Origin of the sequence: Bacillus sp. FSL M8-0266 (assembly GCF_038613425.1) — a bacterium.
GTDB lineage: Bacteria > Bacillota > Bacilli > Bacillales > Bacillaceae > Bacillus > Bacillus pumilus.
On record NZ_CP152015.1, the window covers coordinates 142715 to 166595 of the forward strand.

The 23881-nt window shown below is 41.9% G+C and carries 39 protein-coding genes and 1 pseudogene; 37 read left to right on the forward strand and 3 right to left on the reverse strand.

Going from position 1 to position 23881, the window contains the following annotated elements; genetic code table 11:
* Position 1: 1 nt before the first annotated feature.
* The 33 genes and pseudogenes from rplP (at position 2) to MKY83_RS00930 (ending at position 18432) form a co-directional block, all read left to right on the forward strand.
* Positions 2–436 carry a 50S ribosomal protein L16 gene (gene rplP, locus MKY83_RS00770; RefSeq protein ID WP_003217039.1) on the forward strand — a complete coding sequence of 145 codons (435 nt, stop codon included), beginning with the start codon at positions 2–4 and terminating at the stop codon, positions 434–436.
* The gene (gene rpmC, locus MKY83_RS00775; RefSeq protein WP_003217155.1) at positions 426–626 is read left to right on the forward strand and encodes a 50S ribosomal protein L29; all 201 of its coding nucleotides are present in this window, start codon (positions 426–428) and stop codon (positions 624–626) included. Before rplP ends, rpmC begins: the two co-directional genes overlap by 11 nt.
* Positions 627–651: 25 nt before the next feature.
* Positions 652–915 carry a 30S ribosomal protein S17 gene (gene rpsQ / locus MKY83_RS00780; protein WP_003216906.1) on the forward strand — a complete coding sequence of 88 codons (264 nt, stop codon included), beginning with the start codon at positions 652–654 and terminating at the stop codon, positions 913–915.
* Between the two features lie 39 nt (positions 916–954).
* On the forward strand, positions 955–1323 hold the full coding sequence (gene rplN, locus MKY83_RS00785) for a 50S ribosomal protein L14 (protein ID WP_003216882.1): 369 nt from the start codon (positions 955–957) through the stop codon (positions 1321–1323).
* A 35-nt stretch (positions 1324–1358) separates the two neighbouring features.
* Complete coding sequence (gene rplX, locus MKY83_RS00790; RefSeq protein ID WP_003217151.1) at positions 1359–1670, forward strand: 50S ribosomal protein L24; 312 nt, start codon at positions 1359–1361, stop codon at positions 1668–1670.
* 25 nt (positions 1671–1695) lie between these two features.
* Positions 1696–2235 carry a 50S ribosomal protein L5 gene (gene rplE / locus MKY83_RS00795; RefSeq protein WP_003217159.1) on the forward strand — a complete coding sequence of 180 codons (540 nt, stop codon included), beginning with the start codon at positions 1696–1698 and terminating at the stop codon, positions 2233–2235.
* Positions 2236–2257: 22 nt separating this feature from the next.
* Positions 2258–2443: a 30S ribosomal protein S14 gene (gene rpsN / locus MKY83_RS00800; protein WP_008356542.1), complete on the forward strand. Its 186-nt coding sequence runs from the start codon at positions 2258–2260 to the stop codon at positions 2441–2443.
* Positions 2444–2474: 31 nt separating this feature from the next.
* A complete protein-coding gene (gene rpsH, locus MKY83_RS00805; protein ID WP_113768751.1) occupies positions 2475–2873 on the forward strand; it encodes a 30S ribosomal protein S8 in 399 nt (132 codons plus the stop codon).
* Between the two features lie 31 nt (positions 2874–2904).
* The gene (gene rplF, locus MKY83_RS00810) at positions 2905–3441 is read left to right on the forward strand and encodes a 50S ribosomal protein L6 (protein ID WP_003217186.1); all 537 of its coding nucleotides are present in this window, start codon (positions 2905–2907) and stop codon (positions 3439–3441) included.
* A 32-nt stretch (positions 3442–3473) separates the two neighbouring features.
* The gene (gene rplR / locus MKY83_RS00815; protein WP_012008708.1) at positions 3474–3836 is read left to right on the forward strand and encodes a 50S ribosomal protein L18; all 363 of its coding nucleotides are present in this window, start codon (positions 3474–3476) and stop codon (positions 3834–3836) included.
* Positions 3837–3860: 24 nt separating this feature from the next.
* The gene (gene rpsE, locus MKY83_RS00820) at positions 3861–4361 is read left to right on the forward strand and encodes a 30S ribosomal protein S5 (RefSeq protein WP_003217179.1); all 501 of its coding nucleotides are present in this window, start codon (positions 3861–3863) and stop codon (positions 4359–4361) included.
* A 13-nt stretch (positions 4362–4374) separates the two neighbouring features.
* Positions 4375–4557 (forward strand): 50S ribosomal protein L30, encoded by a 183-nt coding sequence (gene rpmD, locus MKY83_RS00825; protein ID WP_003217067.1) that lies wholly within the window; start codon positions 4375–4377, stop codon positions 4555–4557.
* 30 nt (positions 4558–4587) lie between these two features.
* Positions 4588–5028 (forward strand): 50S ribosomal protein L15, encoded by a 441-nt coding sequence (rplO, locus tag MKY83_RS00830; RefSeq protein WP_003216888.1) that lies wholly within the window; start codon positions 4588–4590, stop codon positions 5026–5028.
* Position 5029: 1 nt separating this feature from the next.
* Positions 5030–6322 carry a preprotein translocase subunit SecY gene (gene secY, locus MKY83_RS00835; protein ID WP_044139651.1) on the forward strand — a complete coding sequence of 431 codons (1293 nt, stop codon included), beginning with the start codon at positions 5030–5032 and terminating at the stop codon, positions 6320–6322.
* A 55-nt stretch (positions 6323–6377) separates the two neighbouring features.
* Complete coding sequence (locus MKY83_RS00840; protein ID WP_342487899.1) at positions 6378–7031, forward strand: adenylate kinase; 654 nt, start codon at positions 6378–6380, stop codon at positions 7029–7031.
* Positions 7028–7774, forward strand: a complete 747-nt coding sequence (gene map / locus MKY83_RS00845; protein ID WP_003217210.1) for a type I methionyl aminopeptidase — start codon at positions 7028–7030, stop codon at positions 7772–7774. The genes MKY83_RS00840 and map overlap by 4 nt, the downstream gene beginning before the upstream one ends.
* Before the next feature lie 27 nt (positions 7775–7801).
* Positions 7802–8109: pseudogene (locus tag MKY83_RS00850) on the forward strand (RNA-binding protein).
* Positions 8087–8305: a translation initiation factor IF-1 gene (gene infA, locus MKY83_RS00855; protein WP_003217190.1), complete on the forward strand. Its 219-nt coding sequence runs from the start codon at positions 8087–8089 to the stop codon at positions 8303–8305. The pseudogene MKY83_RS00850 and the gene infA overlap by 23 nt, the downstream one beginning before the upstream one ends.
* A gap of 31 nt (positions 8306–8336) precedes the next feature.
* The gene (gene rpmJ / locus MKY83_RS00860) at positions 8337–8450 is read left to right on the forward strand and encodes a 50S ribosomal protein L36 (RefSeq protein WP_003156543.1); all 114 of its coding nucleotides are present in this window, start codon (positions 8337–8339) and stop codon (positions 8448–8450) included.
* Between the two features lie 21 nt (positions 8451–8471).
* Positions 8472–8837, forward strand: coding sequence for a 30S ribosomal protein S13 (rpsM, locus tag MKY83_RS00865; RefSeq protein ID WP_003217023.1), 366 nt, complete (start codon positions 8472–8474; stop codon positions 8835–8837).
* A gap of 20 nt (positions 8838–8857) precedes the next feature.
* On the forward strand, positions 8858–9253 hold the full coding sequence (gene rpsK, locus MKY83_RS00870; RefSeq protein WP_003217231.1) for a 30S ribosomal protein S11: 396 nt from the start codon (positions 8858–8860) through the stop codon (positions 9251–9253).
* 175 nt (positions 9254–9428) lie between these two features.
* Positions 9429–10373 (forward strand): DNA-directed RNA polymerase subunit alpha, encoded by a 945-nt coding sequence (locus MKY83_RS00875; protein ID WP_003217009.1) that lies wholly within the window; start codon positions 9429–9431, stop codon positions 10371–10373.
* 76 nt (positions 10374–10449) lie between these two features.
* Positions 10450–10812, forward strand: a complete 363-nt coding sequence (rplQ, locus tag MKY83_RS00880) for a 50S ribosomal protein L17 (RefSeq protein WP_003216944.1) — start codon at positions 10450–10452, stop codon at positions 10810–10812.
* Between the two features lie 124 nt (positions 10813–10936).
* Positions 10937–11779, forward strand: a complete 843-nt coding sequence (locus MKY83_RS00885) for an energy-coupling factor ABC transporter ATP-binding protein (RefSeq protein WP_044139649.1) — start codon at positions 10937–10939, stop codon at positions 11777–11779.
* Positions 11755–12624 carry an energy-coupling factor ABC transporter ATP-binding protein gene (locus MKY83_RS00890; protein WP_126741735.1) on the forward strand — a complete coding sequence of 290 codons (870 nt, stop codon included), beginning with the start codon at positions 11755–11757 and terminating at the stop codon, positions 12622–12624. The genes MKY83_RS00885 and MKY83_RS00890 overlap by 25 nt, the downstream gene beginning before the upstream one ends.
* A complete protein-coding gene (locus tag MKY83_RS00895; RefSeq protein WP_126741736.1) occupies positions 12621–13418 on the forward strand; it encodes an energy-coupling factor transporter transmembrane protein EcfT in 798 nt (265 codons plus the stop codon). Before MKY83_RS00890 ends, MKY83_RS00895 begins: the two co-directional genes overlap by 4 nt.
* Positions 13419–13429: 11 nt before the next feature.
* Positions 13430–14173 carry a tRNA pseudouridine(38-40) synthase TruA gene (truA, locus tag MKY83_RS00900; RefSeq protein ID WP_113768753.1) on the forward strand — a complete coding sequence of 248 codons (744 nt, stop codon included), beginning with the start codon at positions 13430–13432 and terminating at the stop codon, positions 14171–14173.
* 166 nt (positions 14174–14339) lie between these two features.
* The gene (gene rplM / locus MKY83_RS00905; RefSeq protein ID WP_003217042.1) at positions 14340–14777 is read left to right on the forward strand and encodes a 50S ribosomal protein L13; all 438 of its coding nucleotides are present in this window, start codon (positions 14340–14342) and stop codon (positions 14775–14777) included.
* Positions 14778–14797: 20 nt separating this feature from the next.
* Positions 14798–15190 (forward strand): 30S ribosomal protein S9, encoded by a 393-nt coding sequence (gene rpsI, locus MKY83_RS00910; RefSeq protein WP_003217273.1) that lies wholly within the window; start codon positions 14798–14800, stop codon positions 15188–15190.
* Positions 15191–15379: 189 nt separating this feature from the next.
* Positions 15380–15895, forward strand: a complete 516-nt coding sequence (locus MKY83_RS00915; RefSeq protein WP_342487938.1) for a GNAT family protein — start codon at positions 15380–15382, stop codon at positions 15893–15895.
* 97 nt (positions 15896–15992) lie between these two features.
* Positions 15993–16739: an amidohydrolase family protein gene (locus MKY83_RS00920; RefSeq protein WP_106067679.1), complete on the forward strand. Its 747-nt coding sequence runs from the start codon at positions 15993–15995 to the stop codon at positions 16737–16739.
* A 31-nt stretch (positions 16740–16770) separates the two neighbouring features.
* Entirely contained in the window at positions 16771–17241 is a 471-nt protein-coding gene (locus MKY83_RS00925; protein WP_113768755.1) for a GNAT family N-acetyltransferase, read from the forward strand.
* 111 nt (positions 17242–17352) lie between these two features.
* Entirely contained in the window at positions 17353–18432 is a 1080-nt protein-coding gene (locus tag MKY83_RS00930; protein WP_238153615.1) for a serine hydrolase, read from the forward strand.
* Between the two features lie 38 nt (positions 18433–18470).
* Here MKY83_RS00930 and MKY83_RS00935 read toward each other — a convergent pair whose 3' ends face one another.
* A complete protein-coding gene (locus MKY83_RS00935; RefSeq protein WP_106067681.1) occupies positions 18471–19040 on the reverse strand; it encodes a DUF4825 domain-containing protein in 570 nt (189 codons plus the stop codon).
* 147 nt (positions 19041–19187) lie between these two features.
* Here MKY83_RS00935 and MKY83_RS00940 point away from each other — a divergent pair, with 147 nt between their 5' ends.
* From MKY83_RS00940 to MKY83_RS00950, 3 genes are all read left to right on the forward strand, one after another.
* The gene (locus tag MKY83_RS00940; RefSeq protein ID WP_319610839.1) at positions 19188–19631 is read left to right on the forward strand and encodes a YbaK family protein; all 444 of its coding nucleotides are present in this window, start codon (positions 19188–19190) and stop codon (positions 19629–19631) included.
* Positions 19632–19689: 58 nt separating this feature from the next.
* On the forward strand, positions 19690–20403 hold the full coding sequence (gene cwlD, locus MKY83_RS00945; protein WP_065097629.1) for an N-acetylmuramoyl-L-alanine amidase CwlD: 714 nt from the start codon (positions 19690–19692) through the stop codon (positions 20401–20403).
* Between the two features lie 103 nt (positions 20404–20506).
* On the forward strand, positions 20507–21565 hold the full coding sequence (locus tag MKY83_RS00950) for an Mrp/NBP35 family ATP-binding protein (protein ID WP_065097628.1): 1059 nt from the start codon (positions 20507–20509) through the stop codon (positions 21563–21565).
* Positions 21566–21603: 38 nt separating this feature from the next.
* Here MKY83_RS00950 and gerD read toward each other — a convergent pair whose 3' ends face one another.
* Positions 21604–22188: a spore germination lipoprotein GerD gene (gene gerD / locus MKY83_RS00955; RefSeq protein ID WP_003217144.1), complete on the reverse strand. Its 585-nt coding sequence runs from the start codon at positions 22186–22188 to the stop codon at positions 21604–21606.
* 90 nt (positions 22189–22278) lie between these two features.
* Here gerD and MKY83_RS00960 point away from each other — a divergent pair, with 90 nt between their 5' ends.
* Positions 22279–22881 (forward strand): KinB-signaling pathway activation protein, encoded by a 603-nt coding sequence (locus MKY83_RS00960; protein WP_342487941.1) that lies wholly within the window; start codon positions 22279–22281, stop codon positions 22879–22881.
* On the opposite strand, the gene pdaB is transcribed toward MKY83_RS00960, so the two are convergent.
* Positions 22874–23638, reverse strand: coding sequence for a polysaccharide deacetylase family sporulation protein PdaB (gene pdaB / locus MKY83_RS00965; RefSeq protein ID WP_106066808.1), 765 nt, complete (start codon positions 23636–23638; stop codon positions 22874–22876). The genes MKY83_RS00960 and pdaB overlap by 8 nt on opposite strands.
* Positions 23639–23881: the final 243 nt, after the last annotated feature.

The following is a 23881-nucleotide window of genomic DNA, read 5'->3' on the forward strand; positions in this document are numbered from 1 at the left end:
TATGTTATTGCCAAAACGCGTGAAGTATCGCAGAGAACATCGTGGAAAAATGCGTGGTCGTGCAAAAGGTGGTACTGAAGTACATTTCGGTGAGTACGGTATCCAAGCTCAAGAAGCTTCTTGGATCACGAACCGCCAAATCGAAGCTGCTCGTATTGCTATGACTCGTTACATGAAACGTGGCGGTAAAGTTTGGATTAAAATTTTCCCTTCTAAGCCATACACAGCTAAACCTCTAGAGGTCCGCATGGGTTCCGGTAAAGGTGCTCCAGAAGGATGGGTAGCTGTAGTAAAACCAGGCAAAGTTTTATTTGAAATTTCTGGTGTGTCTGAAGAAGTTGCTCGTGAAGCTCTTCGTCTTGCATCTCATAAATTGCCAATTAAAACGAAGTTCGTAAAACGTGAAGAAATTGGTGGTGAATCAAATGAAAGCTAATGAAATTCGTGACCTTACCACTGCTGAAATTGAACAAAAAGTAAAGTCTCTTAAAGAAGAACTTTTCAATCTTCGTTTCCAATTAGCGACTGGGCAGCTTGAAAACACTGCTCGCATTCGTGAAGTGCGTAAATCAATCGCACGCATGAAAACTGTGATTCGTCAAAGAGAAATCGCTGCTAATAAATAATAATTAGAGGGGAGGCCCCGCAAACATGAGCGAACGTAACCAACGTAAAGTGTATCAAGGTCGTGTTGTTTCTGACAAAATGGATAAAACCATCACTGTTGTAGTTGAAACATACAAAAAGCATTCACTTTATGGCAAACGTGTAAGATACTCTAAGAAGTTCAAAGCACATGATGAAAACAACCAAGCAAAAATCGGAGACATCGTAAAGGTCATGGAAACTCGTCCTTTATCTGCGACTAAACGCTTTCGTCTAGTTGAAGTTGTCGAAGAAGCCGTTATTATCTAATAAAGTTCGGATTTCTTTTTCCGAAAGGAGGTAACATTAATGATTCAACAGGAGACTCGTTTAAAAGTAGCTGACAACTCTGGCGCACGCGAAGTACTAACGATTAAAGTTCTTGGTGGCTCTGGACGTAAGACGGCTAACATCGGTGATGTCATTGTTTGTACGGTTAAACAAGCAACACCAGGAGGCGTTGTCAAAAAAGGTGAAGTTGTGAAAGCAGTTATCGTTCGTACAAAGAGCGGAGCTCGCAGAAACGATGGATCTTACATCAGCTTCGATGAAAATGCATGTGTCATTATCCGTGACGACAAGAGCCCACGTGGAACTCGTATCTTCGGACCAGTAGCACGTGAACTTCGTGAAAACAACTATATGAAAATTGTTTCTCTAGCACCAGAAGTACTTTAATGAATACAATCCGCGACTCAAGGAGGTGCGATTAAATGCATGTTAAAAAGGGCGATAAAGTAGTGGTTATCTCTGGTAAAGATAAAGGTAAACAAGGAGTCATCCTTGCTGCTTTCCCTAAGAATGACCGTGTTTTAGTAGAAGGTATTAACCTTGTGAAAAAACACTCTAAACCAACCCAAGCTAACCCTCAGGGCGGAATTTCTGAACAAGAAGCGCCGATCCACGTATCAAACGTAATGCCGCTTGATCCTAAAACGGGTGAAGTGACACGTGTTGGGTATAAAGTTGAGGACGGAAAGAAAGTCCGTGTAGCGAAAAAATCTGGGCAAGTTCTAGATAAATAGTAAATAAGGAAGGGAGGTCTTTCTCATGAACCGCCTTAAAGAAAAGTATGTAAAAGAAATTACACCTGCATTAGTTTCTAAGTTTGAATACAAATCAGTAATGCAAGTGCCAAAAATCGAAAAAATCGTGATCAACATGGGTGTTGGTGACGCCGTTCAAAACGCTAAAGCAATCGATACTGCTGTTGAAGAATTAACGTTTATCGCTGGTCAAAAACCTGTCGTTACTCGTGCGAAGAAGTCTATTGCTGGATTCCGTCTACGTGAAGGAATGCCAATCGGTGCGAAAGTAACACTTCGCGGAGAGCGCATGTACGATTTCCTTGATAAACTTATTTCTGTTTCTTTACCACGTGTACGTGACTTCCGCGGGATTTCTAAGAAATCTTTCGACGGTCGTGGAAACTACACGCTTGGTATTAAAGAACAGTTAATCTTCCCAGAAATTGATTACGATAAAGTAACAAAAGTCCGCGGTATGGATATCGTTATCGTTACGACTGCCAATACGGACGAAGAAGCACGTGAGTTATTAACTCAAGTAGGTATGCCGTTCCAGAAATAATCAATGAAAGGGAGGCGAAATCGTGGCTAAAAAGTCTATGATTGCGAAACAACAACGCAAACAAAAGTTTAAAGTTCAAGAGTATACGCGCTGCGAACGTTGTGGACGTCCACATTCAGTAATTCGCAAGTTTAAACTTTGCCGTATTTGTTTCCGCGAACTTGCATATAAAGGACAAATTCCTGGCGTTAAAAAAGCCAGCTGGTAATCCCCATAAATGGGAAGGAGGTTATTAAATAATGGTTATGACAGATCCGATTGCAGATTTGCTGACTCGTATTCGCAATGCGAACATGGTACGTCATGAGAAGCTAGAAGTACCGGCTTCCAAAATCAAAAGAGAAATTGCTGAAATCTTAAAGCGTGAAGGTTTTATCCGTGACGTTGAATATATTGAAGACAGCAAACAAGGAATTATCCGTATGTTCCTTAAATATGGCCAAAACAACGAACGTGTTATCACTGGTCTAAAAAGAATCAGTAAACCTGGTTTACGTGTATATGCGAAATCAAATGAAGTACCACGTGTACTTAACGGACTTGGAATCGCAATTATTTCTACATCACAAGGTGTTTTATCGGACAAAGAAGCCCGTGCTAAACAAGCTGGTGGAGAAGTACTTGCTTACGTATGGTAAAAAAAGTTTAAGATGAATGGAGGTGCTTGGTATGTCTCGTATAGGTAAAAAACTAATCGAGATCCCTTCAGGAGTTACTGTGACAAACAACGATAACACAGTGACAGTAAAGGGACCAAAAGGTGAACTAACTCGTACATTTCACCCTGATATGGAAATTAAAATTGAGGACAGCGTCTTAACTGTAAGCCGTCCGTCTGATCATAAAGAACACCGTGCATTACATGGTACAACACGTAGCTTAATTGCAAACATGGTTGAAGGTGTATCTAAAGGTTTCGAAAGAGGTTTAGAACTTATCGGTGTCGGTTACCGTGCAGCTAAATCTGGAAACAAACTTGTTCTTAACGTTGGATACTCTCATCCAGTTGAAATCGTTCCTGAGGCTGGAGTTGAAGTCGAAGTTCCATCTCAAACGAAAGTAGTCATTAAAGGTATCGATAAAGAGCGTGTGGGAGCTCTAGCTTCTAACATCCGCGCTGTCCGTTCTCCAGAGCCTTACAAAGGTAAAGGAATTCGTTACGAAGGTGAATTCGTTCGCCGTAAAGAAGGAAAAACTGGTAAGTAAGATCGCTTAATGTGAAGAAAGGAGTGACTCGGATGATTACGAAAACTAGTAAAAACGCTACTCGTCTTAAAAGACACGCTCGTGTTCGTGCGAAACTTTCAGGTACTGCTGAAAGACCTCGCCTTAACGTTTTCCGTTCTAACAAGAACATCTACGCTCAAGTAATTGATGATGTTAACGGTGTAACACTTGTAAGTGCTTCTACTCTTGATAAAGATTTAAAGATCGAGAATAGTTCTGACGCTGCAGCTGCTACTAAAGTTGGCGAACTTGTTGCAAAACGTGCTGTTGAAAAAGGAATCTCTAACGTGGTATTTGACCGCGGAGGATACTTATATCATGGACGTGTAAAAGCTCTAGCTGAAGCTGCTCGTGAGGCTGGACTTAAATTTTAATAAAAGAAGGAGGGACACATCCGAATGAGTCGTATTGACCAAAGCAAATTAGAGTTAGAAGAACGCTTAGTTACGGTTAACCGCGTAGCGAAAGTTGTTAAAGGTGGACGTCGTTTCCGTTTTGCAGCTTTAGTTGTTGTCGGTGACAAAAACGGTCATGTAGGTTTCGGTACTGGTAAAGCACAAGAAGTACCAGAAGCGATCCGCAAAGCTGTTGAAGATGCGAAAAAGAATTTAATTGAAGTACCAATGGTTGGAACTACAATTCCACATGAAATCATCGGTCGATTCGGTGCAGGAAACGTTCTATTGAAGCCTGCTTCAGAAGGTACAGGAGTTATCGCTGGAGGCCCAGTGCGTGCGGTTCTTGAGCTTGCTGGTCTAGCTGATATCCTTTCTAAATCTCTAGGTTCTAATACACCGATCAACATGATCCGCGCAACACTTCAGGGTTTAAGTGAACTTAAACGTGCTGAAGACGTTGCGAAGCTTCGTGGAAAATCTGTAGAAGACCTGTTAGGATAAGGAGGGAACATTAATGGCAAATAAATTAGAAATTACCCTCAAACGCAGTGTAATCGGTCGCCCAGAAGATCAGCGTGTCACTGTTCGTACTCTTGGTCTTAAGAAAACAAACCAAACAGTCGTACATGAAGACAATGCAGCGATCCGCGGCATGATTAACAAGGTGTCTCATTTAGTTTCTGTTAAAGAACAATAAAACATTTTTAATCGATAAGGAGGTGCCCAAATGAAACTTCATGAATTGAAGCCTTCAGAAGGTTCACGTAAAGTACGCAACCGTGTTGGTCGTGGTATTGGATCAGGTAACGGTAAAACTTCTGGTAAAGGTCATAAAGGTCAAAACGCTCGTTCTGGCGGCGGTGTACGCCCTGGTTTCGAAGGTGGTCAGATGCCTTTATTCCAACGTCTTCCAAAACGTGGTTTTACAAACATCAACCGTAAAGATTACGCGGTAATCAACTTAGACAGATTAAACAGTTTTGACGAAGGAACGGAAGTAACTCCTGAACTTCTTCTAGAGACTGGTGCAATAAGCAAGTTAAAAGCAGGAGTAAAAATTCTTGGCAACGGTAAATTAGAAAAAAAATTAACTGTAAAAGCCAATAAATTCTCTGCTTCTGCTAAAGAAGCGATTGAAGCTGCTGGCGGTACAGCCGAGGTGATCTAACTTGTTTAAGACAATCTCCAATTTTATGCGCGTGAAAGATATACGGAATAAGATTATATTCACTCTTTTAATGTTAATCGTCTTTCGTATAGGTGCTTTCATCCCTGTGCCTAATGTGAACGCCGAAGTTCTCCAGGCACAGGATCAAATGAGTGTTTTCGGGATCCTCAACACGTTTGGGGGCGGGGCACTTTTCCAATTCTCCATTCTTGCAATGGGGATTATGCCGTATATCACTGCTTCGATCATCATTCAGCTCTTGCAGATGGATGTTGTTCCGAAGTTCACTGAGTGGTCAAAGCAAGGAGAGGTTGGCCGCCGAAAATTAGCACAATTCACAAGGTATTTTACAATTGTTCTAGGTTTTATCCAGGCGTTAGGAATGTCATATGGATTCAACAATATGGCAGGAGGCATGCTGATTGAAAACCCAGGTGTTTCAACGTACCTCTTAATTGCGGTCGTACTCACTGCGGGAACAGCATTTTTAATGTGGCTGGGAGAGCAGATTACTGCTCACGGTGTTGGTAACGGTATTTCGATTATTATCTTTGCCGGTATCATCGCAGGTATCCCTCAAACATTAAAACAAGTGTACGCTCAGCAATTTGTAGGTGGAGATGGACAGCTGTTCATGCAAATCCTGAAAATTGCCCTTATTGTCATTGCTATTCTTGTCATTGTTGTCGGTGTTATTTACATTCAAATGGCAGTGAGAAAAATTGCGATTCAATATTCAAAAGGAACTGGCCGTGCACAAATGTCTGCTAGTCAAGCAACGCACCTTCCATTGAAAGTGAATCCAGCAGGGGTGATTCCAGTCATCTTTGCCGTTTCTTTCATTATTACTCCGCAGACGGTCGCATCGTTCTTCGGAACCAATAATGTGACAACTTGGATAACCAACAACTTTGACTATACTAAGCCAATCGGTATGACGATTTATGTAGCACTGATTGTTGCTTTCACATATTTTTATGCCTTTGTCCAAGTGAATCCTGAACAAATGGCTGAAAATCTGCAAAAGCAGGGTGGCTATATCCCGGGAGTTCGTCCAGGGAAAATGACTCAAGATAGAATTACGAGCATTTTGTACCGACTCACGTTCGTGGGCGCCATTTTCTTAGCCGTGATTTCAATACTTCCTATCTTTTTCATTCAATTCGCTGGATTACCTTCCGCTGCACAAATTGGTGGCACAAGTCTTCTCATTGTTGTAGGTGTTGCACTTGAAACAATGAAACAGCTTGAAAGCCAATTAGTGAAACGAAACTACCGTGGATTTATGAAATAAAACAGAGGGCTGGGCTCCTGCCCAACCTCTCTAAGTAAGGAAGGGGAAATCCGAAATGAACTTAGTCTTAATGGGGCTTCCGGGTGCTGGTAAAGGCACTCAGGCAGAACGAATTGTTGATGATTATGGGATCCCTCATATCTCAACAGGAGATATGTTCCGCGCTGCTATGAAAGAGGAGACACAACTTGGGCTCGAAGCAAAATCCTTTATCGATAAAGGAGAGCTTGTTCCTGATGAGGTCACAATCGGTATTGTTAGAGAAAGACTTGGCAAAAAAGATTGTGAACAAGGTTTTCTTCTGGACGGATTTCCGCGAACAGTCGCTCAGGCTGAAGCTTTAGAAGACATTCTAAAGGACCTTGGCAGAACGATTGATTATGTCATTAATATTAAAGTCGATAAAGATGCTTTGATGGAGCGTCTGACTGGCCGAAGAATTTGCAAAAATTGCGGAGCAACCTATCATTTAGTATTCAATCCACCTGCGAAAGAAAATGTTTGCGATAAGTGTGGAGGCGAGCTTTATCAACGTGCAGATGATAATGCAGAAACCGTTTCGACTAGACTTGAAGTAAACTTAAAGCAGACTGAACCTTTACTGAACTTCTATTCAGAAAAAGGATATCTTGCAAACATTGATGGTGCAAAACACATTAACGATGTATATGCAGATATCAAGGACCTGCTTGGGGGATTAAATAAATGATTATCTGTAAAACTCCTCGCGAGCTTGAGATTATGAGAGAAGCTGGACGCATTGTCGCACTGACTCATGAAGAGCTGAAGAAACATATAAAACCAGGTATTTCGACAAAAGAATTGGATCAAATTGCCGAACGTTTTATTACAAAGCAGGGTGCAATCCCATCTTTTAAAGGGTATAATGGTTTTCGCGGGAGCATTTGCGTTTCGGTGAATGAAGAACTCGTTCACGGTATTCCTGGTAAACGGGTTTTACGTGATGGTGACATCATTAGTATCGATATTGGCGCAAAGTTAAATGGCTATCATGGTGACTCTGCTTGGACTTATCCAGTTGGGGTAATCAGTGATGAAGACCGCAAACTACTGGAAGTCACAGAGGAATCTCTATATAAAGGCTTACAGGAAGCAAAGCCAGGCGAACGTCTGTCGAACATTTCCCATGCCATACAAACGTATGTAGAAAACGAGAATTTCTCAGTTGTTAGAGAATATGTTGGACATGGGGTCGGACAGGATCTTCATGAGGACCCTCAAATTCCTCATTATGGTCCGCCCAACAAAGGCCCGCGGCTAAAACCTGGAATGGTGTTGGCCATCGAACCGATGGTGAACGCAGGCAGCCGATATGTGAAAACATTGGCTGATAACTGGACGGTTGTAACGGTTGATGGGAAAAAGTGTGCTCACTTTGAGCATACGATTGCGATTACAGATACAGGTTTTGATATACTGACTAAGATTTAGGTCTTCACTGAAGCCTTTCAGGCCCAAATCGGGCAGGTTGTCTGTATAGTCCAAAGGAAAGAACAAGATCAGTATACAGGTGTCATCGGCATGTTCGGTGTTGACCATGTACTAATCGCAGACGGAGAAAAGCGTAAATTTCATTCTCCTAAGAAAAAATATCAATCATATAACCTTTTATGGTTGCGTATCTCCGGAAGTTCAGAACAGTATATTCAAAACAGGTCGGGTGATAGATGGACAATTGAGATGAACTCATTTGGACATTTGTCAGAGAGCAAGTTACTGATTTGAAGAAGGGAGAACACTTGAATGGCGAAAGACGATGTAATTGAAGTGGAAGGTACTGTAGCAGAAACTTTGCCAAATGCAATGTTCAAAGTTGAACTAGAGAATGGTCATACAGTTTTGGCTCATGTATCAGGAAAAATCCGTATGCACTTCATTCGCATTTTACCTGGAGACAAAGTTACGGTAGAATTATCTCCATATGACTTAACTCGTGGTAGAATTACGTACCGTTACAAATAAAGCAACTCCGGAAGAAGGAGGTTGGAAACACATGAAAGTGAGACCATCTGTTAAACCTATCTGTGAAAAATGTAAAGTTATTCGCAGAAAAGGAAAAGTAATGGTGATCTGTGAAAACCCAAAACATAAACAAAAACAAGGCTAATAACAAGGAGGTGCCCAAATCATGGCTCGTATTGCTGGTGTAGATATTCCACGTGATAAACGTGTTGTCATTTCTTTAACATATGTTTTTGGAATTGGTCGTACGACTGCGCAACAAGTCCTTAAAGAAGCAGGTGTTTCTGAAGACACTCGCGTTCGCGATCTAACTGAAGACGAACTTGGTAAAATCCGTGATATCATTGACAAACTTAAAGTAGAAGGTGACCTTCGTCGTGAAGTTTCACTTAACATTAAGCGTCTAATTGAAATCGGAAGCTACCGCGGAATCCGTCATCGTAGAGGACTTCCTGTTCGTGGACAAAACACAAAAAACAACGCGCGTACTCGTAAAGGTCCGCGTCGTACTGTAGCTAACAAGAAAAAATAAGTAAAGGAGGTAGTTAAAGAATGGCTGCTGCTCGTAAACAAAATACGCGTAAACGTCGCGTGAAAAAGAATATTGAAGCTGGAATCGCTCATATTCGTTCCACTTTCAACAACACGATTGTAACGATTACTGATGTTCATGGAAACGCAATTTCTTGGTCAAGTGCTGGTGCATTAGGATTCAGAGGTTCTCGTAAATCTACTCCTTTCGCTGCACAAATGGCTGCTGAAACTGCTGCTAAAGGTTCTATCGAACATGGTCTTAAAACACTTGAAGTAACTGTTAAAGGTCCTGGTTCTGGTCGTGAAGCTGCAATTCGTGCACTTCAAGCTGCAGGTCTTGAAGTTACTGCAATCAGAGACGTAACTCCAGTTCCTCATAACGGATGCCGTCCACCAAAACGTCGCCGCGTGTAATTTGTTTGTATAGATTTTGTGTCCCTGTCAATAATGGGTTATGATACAGTTATTTATGAGACGAATACACGACTCGTTGCCTGAGCACATACGGGACTAAACAATGAGGAATTTCGGATGGAATCTCATATGATTCTATTCGAGGTTTCGACGTTTTGAAGGAGGGTTTTATTAGATGATCGAAATTGAAAAACCAAAAATCGAAACGGTTGAAATCAGCGACGATGCCAAGTATGGCAAGTTTGTCGTAGAGCCACTTGAGCGTGGATATGGTACCACTTTAGGGAACTCCCTTCGTCGTATCCTTTTATCCTCACTTCCTGGTGCAGCTGTAACATCGATCCAGATAGATGGTGTCTTACACGAATTCTCAACGATCGAAGGCGTGGTTGAAGATGTTACAACGATTATCTTAAACATTAAAAAGCTTGCACTCAAAATCTACTCTGAAGAAGAGAAGACGCTTGAAATTGATGTACAAGATGAAGGTACTGTAACAGCTGCTGATATTACACACGACAGCGATATTGAAATCTTAAATCCAGATCTCCACATCGCAACTCTTGGCAAGAATGCGAGCTTCCGTGTTCGCTTAACTGCACAAAGAGGTCGCGGGTATAATCCTGCTGATGCAAACAAAAGAGACGATCAGCCAATCGGTGTGATTCCGATCGACTCAATCTATACACCTGTATCTCGTGTGACTTATCAAGTGGAGAACACCCGTGTTGGGCAAATCACAAACTATGATAAATTAACACTAGATGTATGGACTGATGGAAGCACAGGACCGAAAGAAGCGATCGCTCTAGGTTCTAAGATTTTAACTGAACACCTGAATATTTTCGTTGGGTTAACTGACGAAGCTCAGCATGCTGAAATCATGGTTGAGAAAGAAGAAGACCAAAAAGAAAAAGTGCTTGAAATGACAATTGAAGAGCTTGATCTTTCTGTTCGTTCTTACAACTGTTTGAAGCGTGCAGGTATTAACACTGTTCAAGAGCTTGCTAACAAGACAGAAGAGGATATGATGAAAGTGCGTAACCTTGGACGTAAATCTCTTGAAGAAGTAAAAGCGAAACTAGAAGAACTTGGACTGGGTCTTCGTAAAGACGATTGACTAGTTTCATTGTGAACTAGGATTTTCGTGTGTTTTTTATTCATACAGCATTCTCTAACTAAGGAGGGGACATCACATGGCATACAGAAAGCTAGGACGCACTAGTGCACAACGTAAAGCAATGCTTCGTGACCTAACGACTGATTTGATCATCAACGAACGCATCGAAACAACTGAAACACGTGCGAAAGAACTTCGCTCTGTAGTTGAAAAAATGATCACTCTTGGCAAACGCGGAGATCTTCATGCTCGCCGTCAAGCTGCAGCTTACATTCGTAATGAAGTAGCTAACGCTGAAACAAACCAAGATGCACTTCAAAAATTATTCGCTGACGTTGCAACTCGCTACGAAGATCGCCAAGGTGGATACACTCGTATCATGAAGCTTGGACCTCGTCGCGGCGATGGCGCACCAATGGCTGTCATTGAATTAGTTTAATCACATAGCGTGTATCTAAGAAAGGGCGGGACAGTTCATAACTGGATCTATGCCCTTTTTTAGATACTACGGCTTTTTAACAATAAGCAAAGAAGAGGTTGAGCTGAGAGGAGGTCCGGTAGAGATGGGGAAGACATTAATTGACGTAAAGGACATTGTATTTCGTTATCACAAGGATGCGGACAAGCCCGCTTTAGATCAAGTGTCATTGCATGTGAATCAAAATGAATGGCTCGCCATTGTTGGTCATAACGGTTCAGGTAAATCCACACTTGCCCGTGTACTGAATGGGCTCATTTTACCGGATGCTGGAACGGTCAAGGTTGGAGAGATTGAACTGAAAGAAGAGAGTGTCTGGGATATTCGCAAAAAGGTCGGAATGGTCTTTCAAAACCCAGATAACCAATTCGTTGGCTCAACGGTTCGTGATGATGTGGCTTTTGGTTTAGAAAATAACGGGGTTGAGCGGGAATTGATGATAGAACGTGTAGATTGGGCTGTCAAACAGGTCAATATGCAGGAGTTTCTTGATCAAGAGCCGCACCATCTATCAGGCGGGCAAAAGCAGAGAGTCGCCATTGCAGGTGTACTTGCCGCAAGCCCTGACATCATGATCTTGGATGAAGCAACATCGATGCTTGATCCGATTGGCCGTGAAGAAGTGTTAGAGACTGTTAGACTATTGAAGGAACAAGGGACGGTCACAGTCATTTCTATCACACATGATTTAGACGAGGCCGCCAAGGCAGACCGGGTCATTGTCATGAATGACGGGAAAAAATTTGCCGAGGGAACCCCAGAGGAAGTATTTGAACTAGACGAACAGCTAGTTCAAATTGGACTTGATCTGCCATTCTCCTATCGGTTGAGCAAACAATTGAAGCAGCAAGGTGTACCGCTTGCAAATGCCCATTTGACACAAGAAGGATTGGTGAAAGAGCTATGGACATTACGATCAAAGAATTAGAGCATCGTTATCAAATGAAAACGCCGTTTGAGCGTCTCGCTTTGTATGATGTCAATGCTTCCATCCAAGAGGGCAGCTATGTCGCTGTCATTGGTCATACGGGCTCTGGCAAGTCCACGTTGTTGCAGCATTTAAATGGCTTGCTCAAACCAACGAAGGGGAGCATTGCGCTTGGAGATACCGTCTTACAAGCCAATAAAAAGCAGAAGGATTTAAAGTCCCTCCGGAAAAAAGTAGGCATCGTGTTTCAGTTTCCTGAGCATCAGCTCTTTGAAGAAACGATCCTTAAGGATATCTGCTTTGGTCCGATGAATTTCGGTGTTCCTCCGGAAAAGGCAGAAGCAAAGGCGAAGGAAATGCTGAAGCTAGTTGGTCTTCCTGAATCCCTATTATCTCGATCTCCCTTTGAACTAAGCGGCGGTCAAATGAGACGTGTGGCGATTGCAGGTGTTCTAGCGATGGAGCCAGAAGTGCTTGTGCTGGATGAGCCGACTGCAGGGTTAGATCCACGCGGACGAAAGGAAATCATGGACATGTTCTATGAGCTTCATCAAAAGGCAAACCTCACCACGATTCTGGTTACACACAGTATGGAGGACGCCGCTCATTATGCGGATCAAATGATTGTGATGCATAAAGGAACGGTGAAGGCGACAGGTACGCCGAGAGAATTGTTTGCCAATCGTACAGATATGTCTTCGTTTGGTCTTGACCTCCCAGAAACGATTAAATTCCAGCAGACTGTAGAAGAAAAGCTGGGCATTACGTTTCCAAGACCGCTTCTGACCATGGATGAAATGGCAGAAGCTTTAACAGCTCTTTATCAGGAGGACACGACATTATGATGGATAGTATGATTATCGGCAAATATGTGCCAGGTTCATCCTTTGTCCATCGTCTTGATCCAAGGACAAAGCTGTTATCAATTTTCTTTTTTGTCTTTATTGTCTTTTTTGCTAATAATTACACCACTTACGGGCTTTTAGGTGTCTTTACCCTTCTTGTGGTGATGGTTTCTCAGGTGCCGCTATACTTTATTCTCAAAGGAATGAAGCCGATCCTGTGGATTGTTCTGTTTACCTTCATTCTGCATATTTTTATGACAAAGGATGGCGCCTTGCTATTTCACTTTGGTTTTTTAAATATTTATGAAGAAGGTCTAAAGCAGGGGATTTTCATTTCTCTCCGTTTTGTCTATCTCATCATGATGACGACACTTCTGACGTTAACCACAACGCCTATAGAAGTGACAGACGGTATGGAAAAGCTGCTTCACCCATTTCGTAAAATCAAACTGCCCGTTCATGAGCTTGCTCTCATGATGTCCATCTCTCTTCGGTTTATTCCAACTTTACTAGAAGAGACAGACAAAATCATGAAGGCGCAAATGGCAAGAGGTGTTGATTTTACAAGCGGACCTCTTAAAGATCGCATGAAAGCCATCGTTCCTTTACTTGTCCCGCTTTTCGTCAGTGCGTTTAAGCGTGCAGAGGAACTGGCGACCGCTATGGAAGCGAGAGGCTACCGCGGAGGAGAAGGGCGGACGAAATACCGTCAGCTTGTCTGGGGCATGAAAGACACGTTCACACTGCTCCTGTTCATCCTGTTAACAGCACTCCTTGTGCTTCTGAGAAATTAGGTGATTCCTAGATGAAGGTCAAATGTACCGTATCCTATGATGGGACACATTTTAAAGGCTATCAGGTGCAGCCTGGGCAGAGGACAGTTCAGACGGAGATCGAGTCGGCTCTTGCAAGAATGCACAAACAGGATGAACTGATTCCGATTGTAGCTTCTGGCCGGACGGACAGCGGCGTCCACGCGAAGGGGCAGGTCATCCATTTCGACACGCCGCTTTCGATTCCGATGGAAAGATGGCCTTTTGCCCTCAATAGTCTCCTGCCGGATGACATCCGGGTTCTAAAGGCTGAGGAAGTGGATGAGTCGTTTCATGCACGTTTTAGTGTCGTTTCGAAGGAGTACCGTTATAAGGTCTCAACGGAAACGCACCAAAATGTGTTCACGAGACAGTATGCCTGCCACTTTCCTTACCGGCTAGATGCAGACAAAATGAGAGAAGCTGCTGGACACCTCATTGGCACACACGACTTCACAAGCTTTTGTGCGGCCAATACAGAGGTTCAGGACAAGGTGAGGGATATTTACACCCTCGAGTGGAAAAACGTCTCAGACGGGCTTGAAATGCGTGTGAAAGGAAATGGCTTTTTATACAACATGGTGCGAATTATCGCTGGAACGTTACTTGAAATCGGATCTGGTAAATTTCACCCTGATGAGATAAAAGCCATGCTTGCCGCCCGAAATCGCGAAGCGGCAGGCAAGACTGCGCCTAGTCACGGACTGTATTTATGGGAAGTTTTCTATGACAACTAAACCAGGTGTAACATGTTCTTGACACAGGAAGCAGAAAGTTATAAGATATCATATGGTATGTATTTCAACCCCACAAATAAGCCCCGGAAGACTTATCTTGTGTTTTGAAATAGAACGTAGCATTTGATTCAAGGAAAAATTATTGATTTATTTAGGAGGGAAACTCATGCGTACAACACCAATGGCGAACGCAAGCACAATTGAGCGCAAATGGCTAGTTGTTGATGCGGCAGGCAAGACTCTAGGTCGTCTTTCTACTGAAGTAGCATCACTTTTGCGCGGTAAGCACAAACCAACTTATACACCACACGTTGATACAGGTGATCACGTCATCATCATCAATGCTGAGAAAATCGAATTAACAGGTAAGAAATTGACGGACAAAATTTACTACCGTCACACTATGCACCCAGGTGGTTTGAAACAAAGAACTGCTCTTGAGATGCGTACAAACTACCCTGAAAAAATGTTGGAGCTTGCTATCAAAGGTATGCTTCCAAAGGGTCCATTAGGCCGTCAAATGTTCAAAAAATTAAATGTGTACCGTGGTTCTGAGCATCCACATCAAGCACAACAACCTGAAGTTTACGAACTTCGCGGTTAATTATAAGGGAGGTTAACAATTTGGCACAGGTTCAATATTACGGTACAGGTCGTCGTAAAAGTTCTGTAGCGCGCGTTCGCTTAGTTCCAGGTGAAGGCCGTATCGTCGTTAATAATCGTGAAATTACTGAATACATTCCATTCGCTGCTTTAATCGAAGACGTGAAACAGCCTTTGAACATCACAGAAACAGCTAACAGCTACGATGTTCTTGTAACTGTTCACGGTGGTGGATTCTCTGGTCAAGCTGGAGCAATTCGTCACGGTATCTCTCGTGCTCTTCTAGAAGTAGATCCTGAGTACCGTACATCACTTAAACGTGCTGGACTTCTTACTCGTGACCCTCGTATGAAAGAGCGTAAGAAATACGGTCTTAAAGGCGCGCGTCGCGCACCTCAGTTCTCAAAACGTTAATCAATTTTATATTGTATGGACGTTTTACAAAGGTTTGTTACAAACAAACCTTATAAAAAAAGCATCAGCCTCGTGCTGGTGCTTTTTTTTGTGCGTTTTATGTGATAGATCATGACTGGTCTCTTCCTCTTGGATACGTATAAAATATGAGTATAGAAGTTTTCTGTTAAAAAAGATGGAGGTTGTCCTATGAATCTAACGACAGAAAGATGTCTCATTCGACCATTTACGGATGATGATTGGCAGGATGTCTATTCATATACATCTGATCCGGTAGTGATGAAGTATATTCCGGAAGATGTATTTTCTAAAGAAGATGCGAAGGAATTTGTCAAAAATAATCGTCATGAAGATGCTAAGTATGTCGCTGTTGTATTAAAAGAAGATCATACATGCATCGGGCATATCGCATTTCATCCTTACTTTGGTGATCACACGTATGAAATTGGCTGGGTCTTCAATCCTGCATATCAAAACAAAGGCTATGCTTCTGAAGCGGCGTATGCTGTACTGCATCATGGCTTTCACACAATGAATTTACATCGGATCATTGCCACTTGTCAGCCTGAAAATGTGCCATCGTGGAGAGTGATGGAGAAAATGGGGATGAGAAAAGAGGGTTATTTTAAAAAGTGTATACCACAGGAAAGTGAGTGGTGGGATGAGTTTTATTATGCCATCTTGCGAGAGGAATGGAAAACTTGATAAGTTTTCATGATATGAAGTAATTCGTCATTCCAAATATCCCTTGGCTTTCGCTATTGATATAATCAGATCAAATAAGCAGAAGAGGGGCGCGCGCATGAGGATCTTTGATGCACATTTTCATATCATTGATTTTAATTTTCCCATCCAGGAAAACCAAGGGTATACACCGCCTAGTTATGTGGTGGATGATTATAAGAGAGAGACGGCTGATCTAGGGATTTTAGGTGGAGCAATCGTCTCAGGGTCATTTCAAGGCTTTGATCAAGGCTATTTGTTGAAAGCGCTAGATGAACTGGGCTCAGCTTTTTGCGGTGTGACTCAATTACCTTTTACAGTAACTGATGATGAAATTGTTCATTTGGATCAACATGGAGTGAAAGCTTTACGTTTTAATGTGAAGCGGGGCGGTTCGGAGGATATTTCGAAGCTCGATTATTTTGCGAGAAGGGTGTATGAGCTGGCGGGATGGCATAGTGAGCTCTACATAGACGCTAAGCATCTCCCTGACATCTCATCTACGCTTGAACAGCTGCCGGCCGTTTCGATTGATCATTTAGGCTTATCGGAAGAAGGCTTGCCGCATTTGCTCAAGCTGGTTGATAAAGGAGTTCGGGTAAAAGCAACTGGTTTTGGACGAGTCGATTTAAACGTTGAACATGCATTGACATCAATTTATCAAACGAATCCTGATGCACTGATGTTTGGTACAGACCTTCCATCCACAAGAGCAAAGCGCCCATTTGAATACGGTGATGTTGAGTTGATTCAACAGCTATTTGAGGAAAAAGCAGCTGACCACATCTTATATAAGAACGCGCATCAATGGTATTTTGGTCAATAAGTTCCACTTCATTTCATAGGAGGTGTGTTCAATGGGGTTCAGTCAACTGACGTTCAGAGAAGCCAAGCTGGATGATCTCGACAAAATCGTCTTCATGCTCGCGGATGATATGTTAGGTCAAAAAAGAGAGCGTTACACGCAACCATTATTAGAAAGCTATATCGAAGCCTTTCATTCAATAGATGCTGATCCAAATATTGAACTCATTGTTGCGTGTGATCAGGAAGAAGCTGTAGGTGTTCTCCAATTAACCATGACGCCATTTCTTACACATCAAGGAGGATGGAGAGCATCAATAGAAGGAGTTCGTACGGCTTCTACTCATAGAGGAAAAGGAGTTGGCACGCTGCTCATAAAATGGGCGATTCAACGCGCTAGCGACCGAGGCTGTCATATGGTTCAGCTAACAACAGACAAACAGAGGCCGGATGCACGCCGTTTTTATGAAAAATTAGGGTTTGAAGCCACGCATGAAGGAATGAAGCTGCATCTCTCCCCATGAATAAGAACACCAAGAAGCGAAGGGTTCACTTGCCTTTGCTTTTTTATGACTTTATTTGAAATATTTGTTATATTAAATATATAAATCCTTAGTTATTTGGAAAGGAGAAACATGTTACTCAAAATCGGTCTAGTTGTCTTAGGTGTGGTCATACTTTACTTGGTGGTTGATGTACTGTTGTATAAAAGAGATATGAAGAAAACAAAGGAAGATCTTTTGACATTTGTCACGAAAAACAAAAAGGACGTATCAGCGACAATTATTGAAAATGAAGATGTGGTATTAGATTGGAATGGTAATCAAAAAACACCACTTGCAAGTACGATGAAATTAATGGTTTTGTTTCATTTTGTTAAAACCGTCTCTAGCGGTGACATCAAGCTAGATGAAAAAGTGGCATTGGCGGACATAGAGCGGTTTTATATTGATAGAACAGATGGCGGTGCTCACACATACTGGCTGGAGGTCAACGATTTTTCTGAGCATGCAACTTTATTAGATGTTGCCAAAGGGATGATGCAAGTCAGTTCGAATGCTTGTACTGATTATTTGATTGACCGGCTCGGCTTAGATAAGATCAATGATCGGATGAAACAAGCGGGTCTTACAGAACATGATGAACTCATGCCGCTGACACCCAAGCTGTTGTGGCCAGCCTATGTATCTAATCATCGGCGGGATGCATTAAAGAAAATGAGCGGTGTAACTGATGAGCAATACAAATCTCTGATGATTGAGATTTTTAATATCATGAAAAATAACCCAGAGCAAAAAAAGGCGTTAGAAGATAAAATAATGAAAAAGAACTTGTTAAGCTTGCGTATTCAATCATTACTGACGCAAAAGATGACAAAGTCTACAACTAATCAATATGCACATTTTATGAAACGTTTACAGGATGAGTTGTTAACAACAGAAGAAAAGCGTCTTTTTAGCCAAATTGTACTGGGGGAAACATTGAAGACGGAAACAGATCAATACCTTTGGTATAAAGGCGGAGCAACATTGTTTGTTTTCACAGGTGCTTTATATCGAAGAACAGATACATCCTCTATATCCATCTCTCTTTTTATCAATGATCCGAAAGCGAACAATTCTCACTGGATTGAGGGAGTATTCAATGAATTTATGCTTACTGCAGCAGTGGATCAAAACTTTAGACAACGTTTAATTAAGGCTTTTACTACATAATCATCAAAAAAACAGAGGGTGACGCCCCTCTGTTTTTATTATTTCTTGATGGGAAACGCTTTGTATACATCTTGACGTTTCTCTTTTGACTTCACAACTCCATCAATCAGTTCCTTTTGCCAAAGCGCTGTATCGTCTTTGTAAACTTTAAAAGAGTGAGGGAGCTTTTTTTCTAGCTGTTTTCTTTTAAACGTGACGGACGGCTCGTCTTTAGAGCTCATATTAAGTGTTACTTGCTTTACGTTATCGATAAGAATAAAAAGTGCCAATGCATTATATAAGTAGTTTTTTTCAATGGTATCCTTCTTATCAAACCAAAATGCATCAAATTGTTCTTCTGTATAAGTGGCATTTTCCTTCACGCCATATGTCACTTTTAGCGCTTTTTCATCTACGATTTCATACTCACGAATCACGTTACCTGGAAGATCTGATAAAATAGCGCCGATTGCTCCGTTGTCTCCAATGTAAGAATTTTTGTGCCTGGAAAGCTGTTTTAAGGATATGTCTTCTATTCCTTTTATGTCGCTCTTCTGCTTGGTCGCTTGACTGCTGCATCCAGATAAGACGACTGTTAGTAGCAGCAGGATATACATCCATTTCTTCATTGATTTTGCCCCTTTTCCATTCTTTCTATATATAAATGTTCATCTTATCACAATTTTCCAATCCATTAGCTCATTGATTTCCATTTACTGAACTGCATGTTTTGTTCAAACCAACGAACAATACAAAGAAAAAAAGGAGTTCAGTCCATGGCAGAAGTTCTTTCATTTTATCAATTGAAAACAAAACGAGATGTCACGCTTGAAAAGAAGCTGTTGCGTACATTGTCTCTTCAACAGGTGACGGTCGCTTCCGAGAAATTCACGAAGAAGCTGTTCCCATTTGCAGACGATCCAGCTGGGATTATGAGTGATGGCTGCATCGATTTCGCCATTGAAGCTTTTTTAGCAGGTGGGAGATACGGTGAGTCGAGCAAGTACGGTGAATCGTTCGATGATATAAAGAAGCGGTCAGTTCATGAAGAAGATGAGCTAGTTGAGGAGCTAGCAGGGTGTTTGCAATCGTGGGGGAATATGTTCCGAATGGAGCGGAGGATGTCGTGTCTGTATCCATTTGCGAAGGAGTTTTTAAGCATGTGGTGGCAGGAAGGCTTTCGAGAATCAGAAAAAAGGCATAAGCTTCGACTGCACTAAGCATATTTCCAGCCCTTGTCCCATATCTATAAAATAATGGTGTATGGGAGGGACAGGGATGAAAAGAAAGCTGAAATGGACAGGGTTTTTAATCGGGTTTATTGTCCTCTTATTCTTATTCAGGTTTCAATTTCTAAATGATGATTCGTGGAAATCGTGGAACTTGCCTCTGAGCGGCAAGATCATCTATTTAGATCCGGGTCATGGCGGTCCAGATGGCGGGGCTGTAGGAGGAGAGCTGCTTGAAAAAGAGATTGCACTGGATGTATCCATGAAGATACGTGACTATTTACAGGAGCAGGGAGCGCTTGTTCTTATGACCCGCGAGGATGATTCTGATTTATCATCAAAGAACACAAAGGGATATGCCCGGAAGAAAGCAGAGGATTTAAGAAACCGTGTAAAAGCCATCAATGAGTCTGAAGCCGATCTCTATTTAAGTATTCATTTAAATGCGATCCCATCGAACAAATGGAGCGGCGCACAGACGTTTTTTTACGGAAGGTATGAAGAAAATGAAAAGGCAGCGAAGTTCATACAAGATGAATTACGCAATAATCTTGAAAACACAGATCGAAAGGCAAAGCGGATCAATGGCATTTATTTAATGCAAAATGTGACAAAACCAGGAGCTCTTGTGGAGATTGGGTTTCTCTCCAATCCGAAAGAGGCCGGTCAGCTGGCAACACCTAAATATCAAGATCAAATAGCCGCATCCATTTATAAAGGCATTTTAAGATATTTAACAGAGCAAAAAGAGCCGCCTGAATAAGGGGCTTTTTCCTTTTGAACGCAGGCAAACAGGACAGACATTGTAAGGATATGTATGATATACTTGGATTGTAAACGAATTCAATAAAGGGTGAGGTTCTGCTATGATCGGACAAGATGATGTGAGAAAACTAGTTGGGAAGATGGACGAACCTTTCCTTCATATACCGCTTGGTGAGCTGGATGCCATCAAGGAAATCAGCCTAAAGCCTGAAAAAGAACATGTGAGCTTAAAGGTGGCTATTGCCAAAACGGGCACTGCTGAGCAGATGAAGCTTCAGCAAGACATCGTAAAAGCCTTGAAAGCAGAGGGTGCTAACACAGTAGGTCTTCGTTTTGAAGAACTACCTCAAGAAACACTTGAAAGGTTTATGCCGTCACAAGATGAGGAAGAAAATTTGCTCAACTCTAAAAATCCGCCTGAGTTCTTAGCGATTGCGAGCGGAAAGGGAGGCGTTGGGAAATCTACCGTGTCTGTGAACCTTGCTGTAGCACTGGCTCGTCTAGGAAAAAAAGTCGGACTGATTGATGCAGATATTTATGGCTTTAGTGTACCGGATATGATGGGAATCACCGTCAGACCAACGGTTAAAGGGGAAAAAATCATACCTGTGGAACGCTTTGGTGTCAAAGTGATTTCAATGGGCTTTTTTGTTGAAGAAAATGCACCGGTCATATGGAGAGGACCGATGCTTGGTAAAATGCTAAATAACTTCTTCCACGAAGTCGAGTGGGGAGAATTAGATTACTTACTATTAGACCTTCCGCCTGGAACGGGAGATGTGGCGCTTGATATTCATACAATGCTTCCAAGCTGTAAAGAAATCATTGTCACAACACCGCATCCTACAGCTGCCTTCGTTGCTGCTAGAGCAGGCGCAATGGCACTGCAAACAGATCACGAGGTGCTAGGGGTCGTTGAGAATATGAGCTATTATGAAAGCAAAAAAACAGGTGAGAAAGAATATGTCTTTGGAAAAGGGGGCGGGGACAAGCTGGCAGAAGAGCTGCGAGTATCGGTCCTTGGTCAAATTCCTTTAAGGCAGCCTGATTGGAATGAAGATGATTTTGCTCCATCTGTCTATGATGCGAGTCATCCAACGGGAGAAGTGTATCAATACATTGCGAATAAAGTCATTGAACAATTAGCAGTAAAAGCATAATGAAAGCCCGAGTGGATGTATGTTCACTCGGGTGATGTTTAACTGCCGCTTTCTTCGCTGCCTTTTGATCCGGAATCACTGCTTTCAGATGCTGCTTTTTTAAGCTCATCTTCGAATTTCTTCTTATAAAGAGGACTGCTTAATGTTTCCGTAATAACTTTTTCTAAGTGCTTTCTGAACTCTTTGCTTTTCACCAGTTCACCGTATTTCTTTTCCATTTCAGGATCCTTGAGAATATCCATCATCAATTGCTGATAGTCAGGGTCCTTCATTAACTGTTTTAACATCTTTTCATGCTGTTGCTGCATGGATTTTGCGAAAGTCTCGGCAAATTTAGAATCCTCAAAGACCTTCTTCCAGAACTCTTTGCCTTTATCAGAAGTCAGTGTTTTCTCTATCGTTTTTTTCACAGTTTGTTCATCCATTACCAAAGCTTCATTCATTGCCTCGTCATTTAATAACTGTTGAATGGCCTTTTTACCGTCATCTGTCTTCAATATATCGACGACCATTTTCTTTGTTTCGTCATAGTCCATATTAGATGAGGATTGGGTTTTGGGAGCACAAGCTGTTAGAGATAAAAGGAGAAAACAGCTCATTATACGCAAGATGCCTTTTGACATACTGTGGCTCCTTTCGTTACATGTCTTACTTTTAATATGAATGTTTCACGTAAATTTATACATAACAAAAATAGGGGTTGGGTCAATTCAATGAAAAGTCGGGATTTAGTTCGTTTTTTCTTCTCTGTGCTAGCTGTTGGAGCGGTCATGACAAGCGTGGTAGGCTTTGCGCTGGAGTGGGGGAAATATCAGAAGCTTTTTATATCATTTGAAATACTAGAAATCGCATCTGTGTTATTTTGGTTCATTGGTGTGGGGATGATTTTTAGTGTCATTAGTCAGATGGGGTTTGTTGTATTTTTGACGGTGCACCGGTTTGCTTTAGAGATATTCAGATCACATTCTTTATGGAATACCATTCAGCTGTTTCTGGTGATCTTTGTGCTGTTTGATTTAGCTTACTTGCGATTTTTGTTTTTCGGGGAGAATGAATCATTTTTTCCATACCTATGGCTGCCTGTCTTTATCGGTGTGTTCGCATTGATCGTGGCTTACTTTAAACAGCAGCAGTCCTCTAAGAAAACATTTGTTTCCGCAATGTTTCTCATGGTCGTCATCACGTCGCTAGAATGGTTCCCGGCGCTCAGAGTCAACGAAGAGAACTGGCTGTATTTAATGCTATTCCCGCTATTAGGCTGTAATGCGTTTCAGTTATTAGCTATGCCGCGTTTTTCAAAGGCGAAAGCTACTTAACTTCCGATGACTTTGTTTTGGTATTGGAGATCAGTTCGCCAACCGTCACATTTTTTAAATTCTTTTCTTTAATTTGTTTCAAAATAGCTGGTAAGGCTTGAGCGGTTTGGGTTGCTGAATCTGAGGCATGGAGGAGAACAATGTCTCCACTTTTCATTCGATCATTTACATTCTGAACAATCTGATCGACGCCCGGATTCAGCCAATCCTGTGAATTGACGCTGTAATGGACAACTGTATAACCGTACTGTGTGGCAATTTTCAATGCTTTTTCGTTAAATTGCCCAGTTGGCGGTCTTAATAGTTGAATGTCATCTAGTCCAAGCTTTTGAAATGAATTTTGTGCCCGGACAAGATCTTGCTTGATTTCACTATCTTCAAGCTGGCTATAATTTTTATAAGCATAGCCAAGGCTGCCGATTTGGTGACCGTCCTCTCTAATTTGTTTGACGATATCAGGATGACGCTCAGCCCAAGAAGCAGACAGAAAAAAAGTAGCGTTCTTTATATCGTACTCTCGAAGGACATTTAAAATAGGAACAGCCTTCTCATCTCCCCAGCCGATATTAAATGTGAGGGAGACATGTTTTGAGGAAGTCTCGCCTTTATAAATGGCTCGGGGTCCATGTTCTGTTTTAAATACCGACAGCGGCGGTGCCTTTTGTACATAAAAAAAGGTTGCAGCTGCAAGGGCTGCTACAAGAATAATGACAACTTGCTTCAGCCGTTTAATAGGCAACACATATAATCGACTCAATTCAAACACTCCTGCCTTGTCCGAGATTGTTACTTGATTGTATGCAGGACAAGGATTTGAGATGCACAATAAAACTATTTCAAAAAAAGTTTTGAAAAGGCGTTGACCAATAGAAAGTTTTCGTGATATATTATTAATCGTCGCTGACACACGGTGACAAAGACAAAACGCTTCGGGAAATAAACTTTAAAAAAGTTGTTGACATAAGATGAAGCGAAATGTTACATTATTAAAGCCGCTAAG

Excerpts from the sequence above, each read along its gene's own strand:
- MKY83_RS00890 (WP_126741735.1), top strand. The coding sequence starts at position 11,755 with ATGGACATTACGATCAAAGAATTAGAGCATCGTTATCAAATGAAAACG.
- MKY83_RS00915 (WP_342487938.1), top strand. The coding sequence starts at position 15,380 with ATGAATCTAACGACAGAAAGATGTCTCATTCGACCATTTACGGATGAT.
- MKY83_RS00940 (WP_319610839.1), top strand. The coding sequence starts at position 19,188 with ATGGCAGAAGTTCTTTCATTTTATCAATTGAAAACAAAACGAGATGTC.
- rplX (WP_003217151.1), top strand. The coding sequence starts at position 1,359 with ATGCATGTTAAAAAGGGCGATAAAGTAGTGGTTATCTCTGGTAAAGAT.
- MKY83_RS00925 (WP_113768755.1), top strand. The coding sequence starts at position 16,771 with ATGGGGTTCAGTCAACTGACGTTCAGAGAAGCCAAGCTGGATGATCTC.
- rplM (WP_003217042.1), top strand. The coding sequence starts at position 14,340 with ATGCGTACAACACCAATGGCGAACGCAAGCACAATTGAGCGCAAATGG.
- MKY83_RS00920 (WP_106067679.1), top strand. The coding sequence starts at position 15,993 with ATGAGGATCTTTGATGCACATTTTCATATCATTGATTTTAATTTTCCC.
- gerD (WP_003217144.1), bottom strand. The coding sequence starts at position 22,188 with ATGTCAAAAGGCATCTTGCGTATAATGAGCTGTTTTCTCCTTTTATCT.
- MKY83_RS00930 (WP_238153615.1), top strand. The coding sequence starts at position 17,353 with ATGTTACTCAAAATCGGTCTAGTTGTCTTAGGTGTGGTCATACTTTAC.
- rpmC (WP_003217155.1), top strand. The coding sequence starts at position 426 with ATGAAAGCTAATGAAATTCGTGACCTTACCACTGCTGAAATTGAACAA.
- map (WP_003217210.1), top strand. The coding sequence starts at position 7,028 with ATGATTATCTGTAAAACTCCTCGCGAGCTTGAGATTATGAGAGAAGCT.
- rpsQ (WP_003216906.1), top strand. The coding sequence starts at position 652 with ATGAGCGAACGTAACCAACGTAAAGTGTATCAAGGTCGTGTTGTTTCT.
- MKY83_RS00935 (WP_106067681.1), bottom strand. The coding sequence starts at position 19,040 with ATGAAGAAATGGATGTATATCCTGCTGCTACTAACAGTCGTCTTATCT.
- rplF (WP_003217186.1), top strand. The coding sequence starts at position 2,905 with ATGTCTCGTATAGGTAAAAAACTAATCGAGATCCCTTCAGGAGTTACT.
- rplE (WP_003217159.1), top strand. The coding sequence starts at position 1,696 with ATGAACCGCCTTAAAGAAAAGTATGTAAAAGAAATTACACCTGCATTA.
- rplR (WP_012008708.1), top strand. The coding sequence starts at position 3,474 with ATGATTACGAAAACTAGTAAAAACGCTACTCGTCTTAAAAGACACGCT.
- rpsH (WP_113768751.1), top strand. The coding sequence starts at position 2,475 with ATGGTTATGACAGATCCGATTGCAGATTTGCTGACTCGTATTCGCAAT.
- rplN (WP_003216882.1), top strand. The coding sequence starts at position 955 with ATGATTCAACAGGAGACTCGTTTAAAAGTAGCTGACAACTCTGGCGCA.
- MKY83_RS00950 (WP_065097628.1), top strand. The coding sequence starts at position 20,507 with ATGATCGGACAAGATGATGTGAGAAAACTAGTTGGGAAGATGGACGAA.
- rpsK (WP_003217231.1), top strand. The coding sequence starts at position 8,858 with ATGGCTGCTGCTCGTAAACAAAATACGCGTAAACGTCGCGTGAAAAAG.
- cwlD (WP_065097629.1), top strand. The coding sequence starts at position 19,690 with ATGAAAAGAAAGCTGAAATGGACAGGGTTTTTAATCGGGTTTATTGTC.
- rpmJ (WP_003156543.1), top strand. The coding sequence starts at position 8,337 with ATGAAAGTGAGACCATCTGTTAAACCTATCTGTGAAAAATGTAAAGTT.
- infA (WP_003217190.1), top strand. The coding sequence starts at position 8,087 with ATGGCGAAAGACGATGTAATTGAAGTGGAAGGTACTGTAGCAGAAACT.
- MKY83_RS00840 (WP_342487899.1), top strand. The coding sequence starts at position 6,378 with ATGAACTTAGTCTTAATGGGGCTTCCGGGTGCTGGTAAAGGCACTCAG.
- rplO (WP_003216888.1), top strand. The coding sequence starts at position 4,588 with ATGAAACTTCATGAATTGAAGCCTTCAGAAGGTTCACGTAAAGTACGC.
- rplQ (WP_003216944.1), top strand. The coding sequence starts at position 10,450 with ATGGCATACAGAAAGCTAGGACGCACTAGTGCACAACGTAAAGCAATG.
- rplP (WP_003217039.1), top strand. The coding sequence starts at position 2 with ATGTTATTGCCAAAACGCGTGAAGTATCGCAGAGAACATCGTGGAAAA.
- MKY83_RS00895 (WP_126741736.1), top strand. The coding sequence starts at position 12,621 with ATGATGGATAGTATGATTATCGGCAAATATGTGCCAGGTTCATCCTTT.
- rpsE (WP_003217179.1), top strand. The coding sequence starts at position 3,861 with ATGAGTCGTATTGACCAAAGCAAATTAGAGTTAGAAGAACGCTTAGTT.
- rpmD (WP_003217067.1), top strand. The coding sequence starts at position 4,375 with ATGGCAAATAAATTAGAAATTACCCTCAAACGCAGTGTAATCGGTCGC.
- MKY83_RS00885 (WP_044139649.1), top strand. The coding sequence starts at position 10,937 with ATGGGGAAGACATTAATTGACGTAAAGGACATTGTATTTCGTTATCAC.
- MKY83_RS00960 (WP_342487941.1), top strand. The coding sequence starts at position 22,279 with ATGAAAAGTCGGGATTTAGTTCGTTTTTTCTTCTCTGTGCTAGCTGTT.
- MKY83_RS00875 (WP_003217009.1), top strand. The coding sequence starts at position 9,429 with ATGATCGAAATTGAAAAACCAAAAATCGAAACGGTTGAAATCAGCGAC.
- rpsM (WP_003217023.1), top strand. The coding sequence starts at position 8,472 with ATGGCTCGTATTGCTGGTGTAGATATTCCACGTGATAAACGTGTTGTC.
- truA (WP_113768753.1), top strand. The coding sequence starts at position 13,430 with ATGAAGGTCAAATGTACCGTATCCTATGATGGGACACATTTTAAAGGC.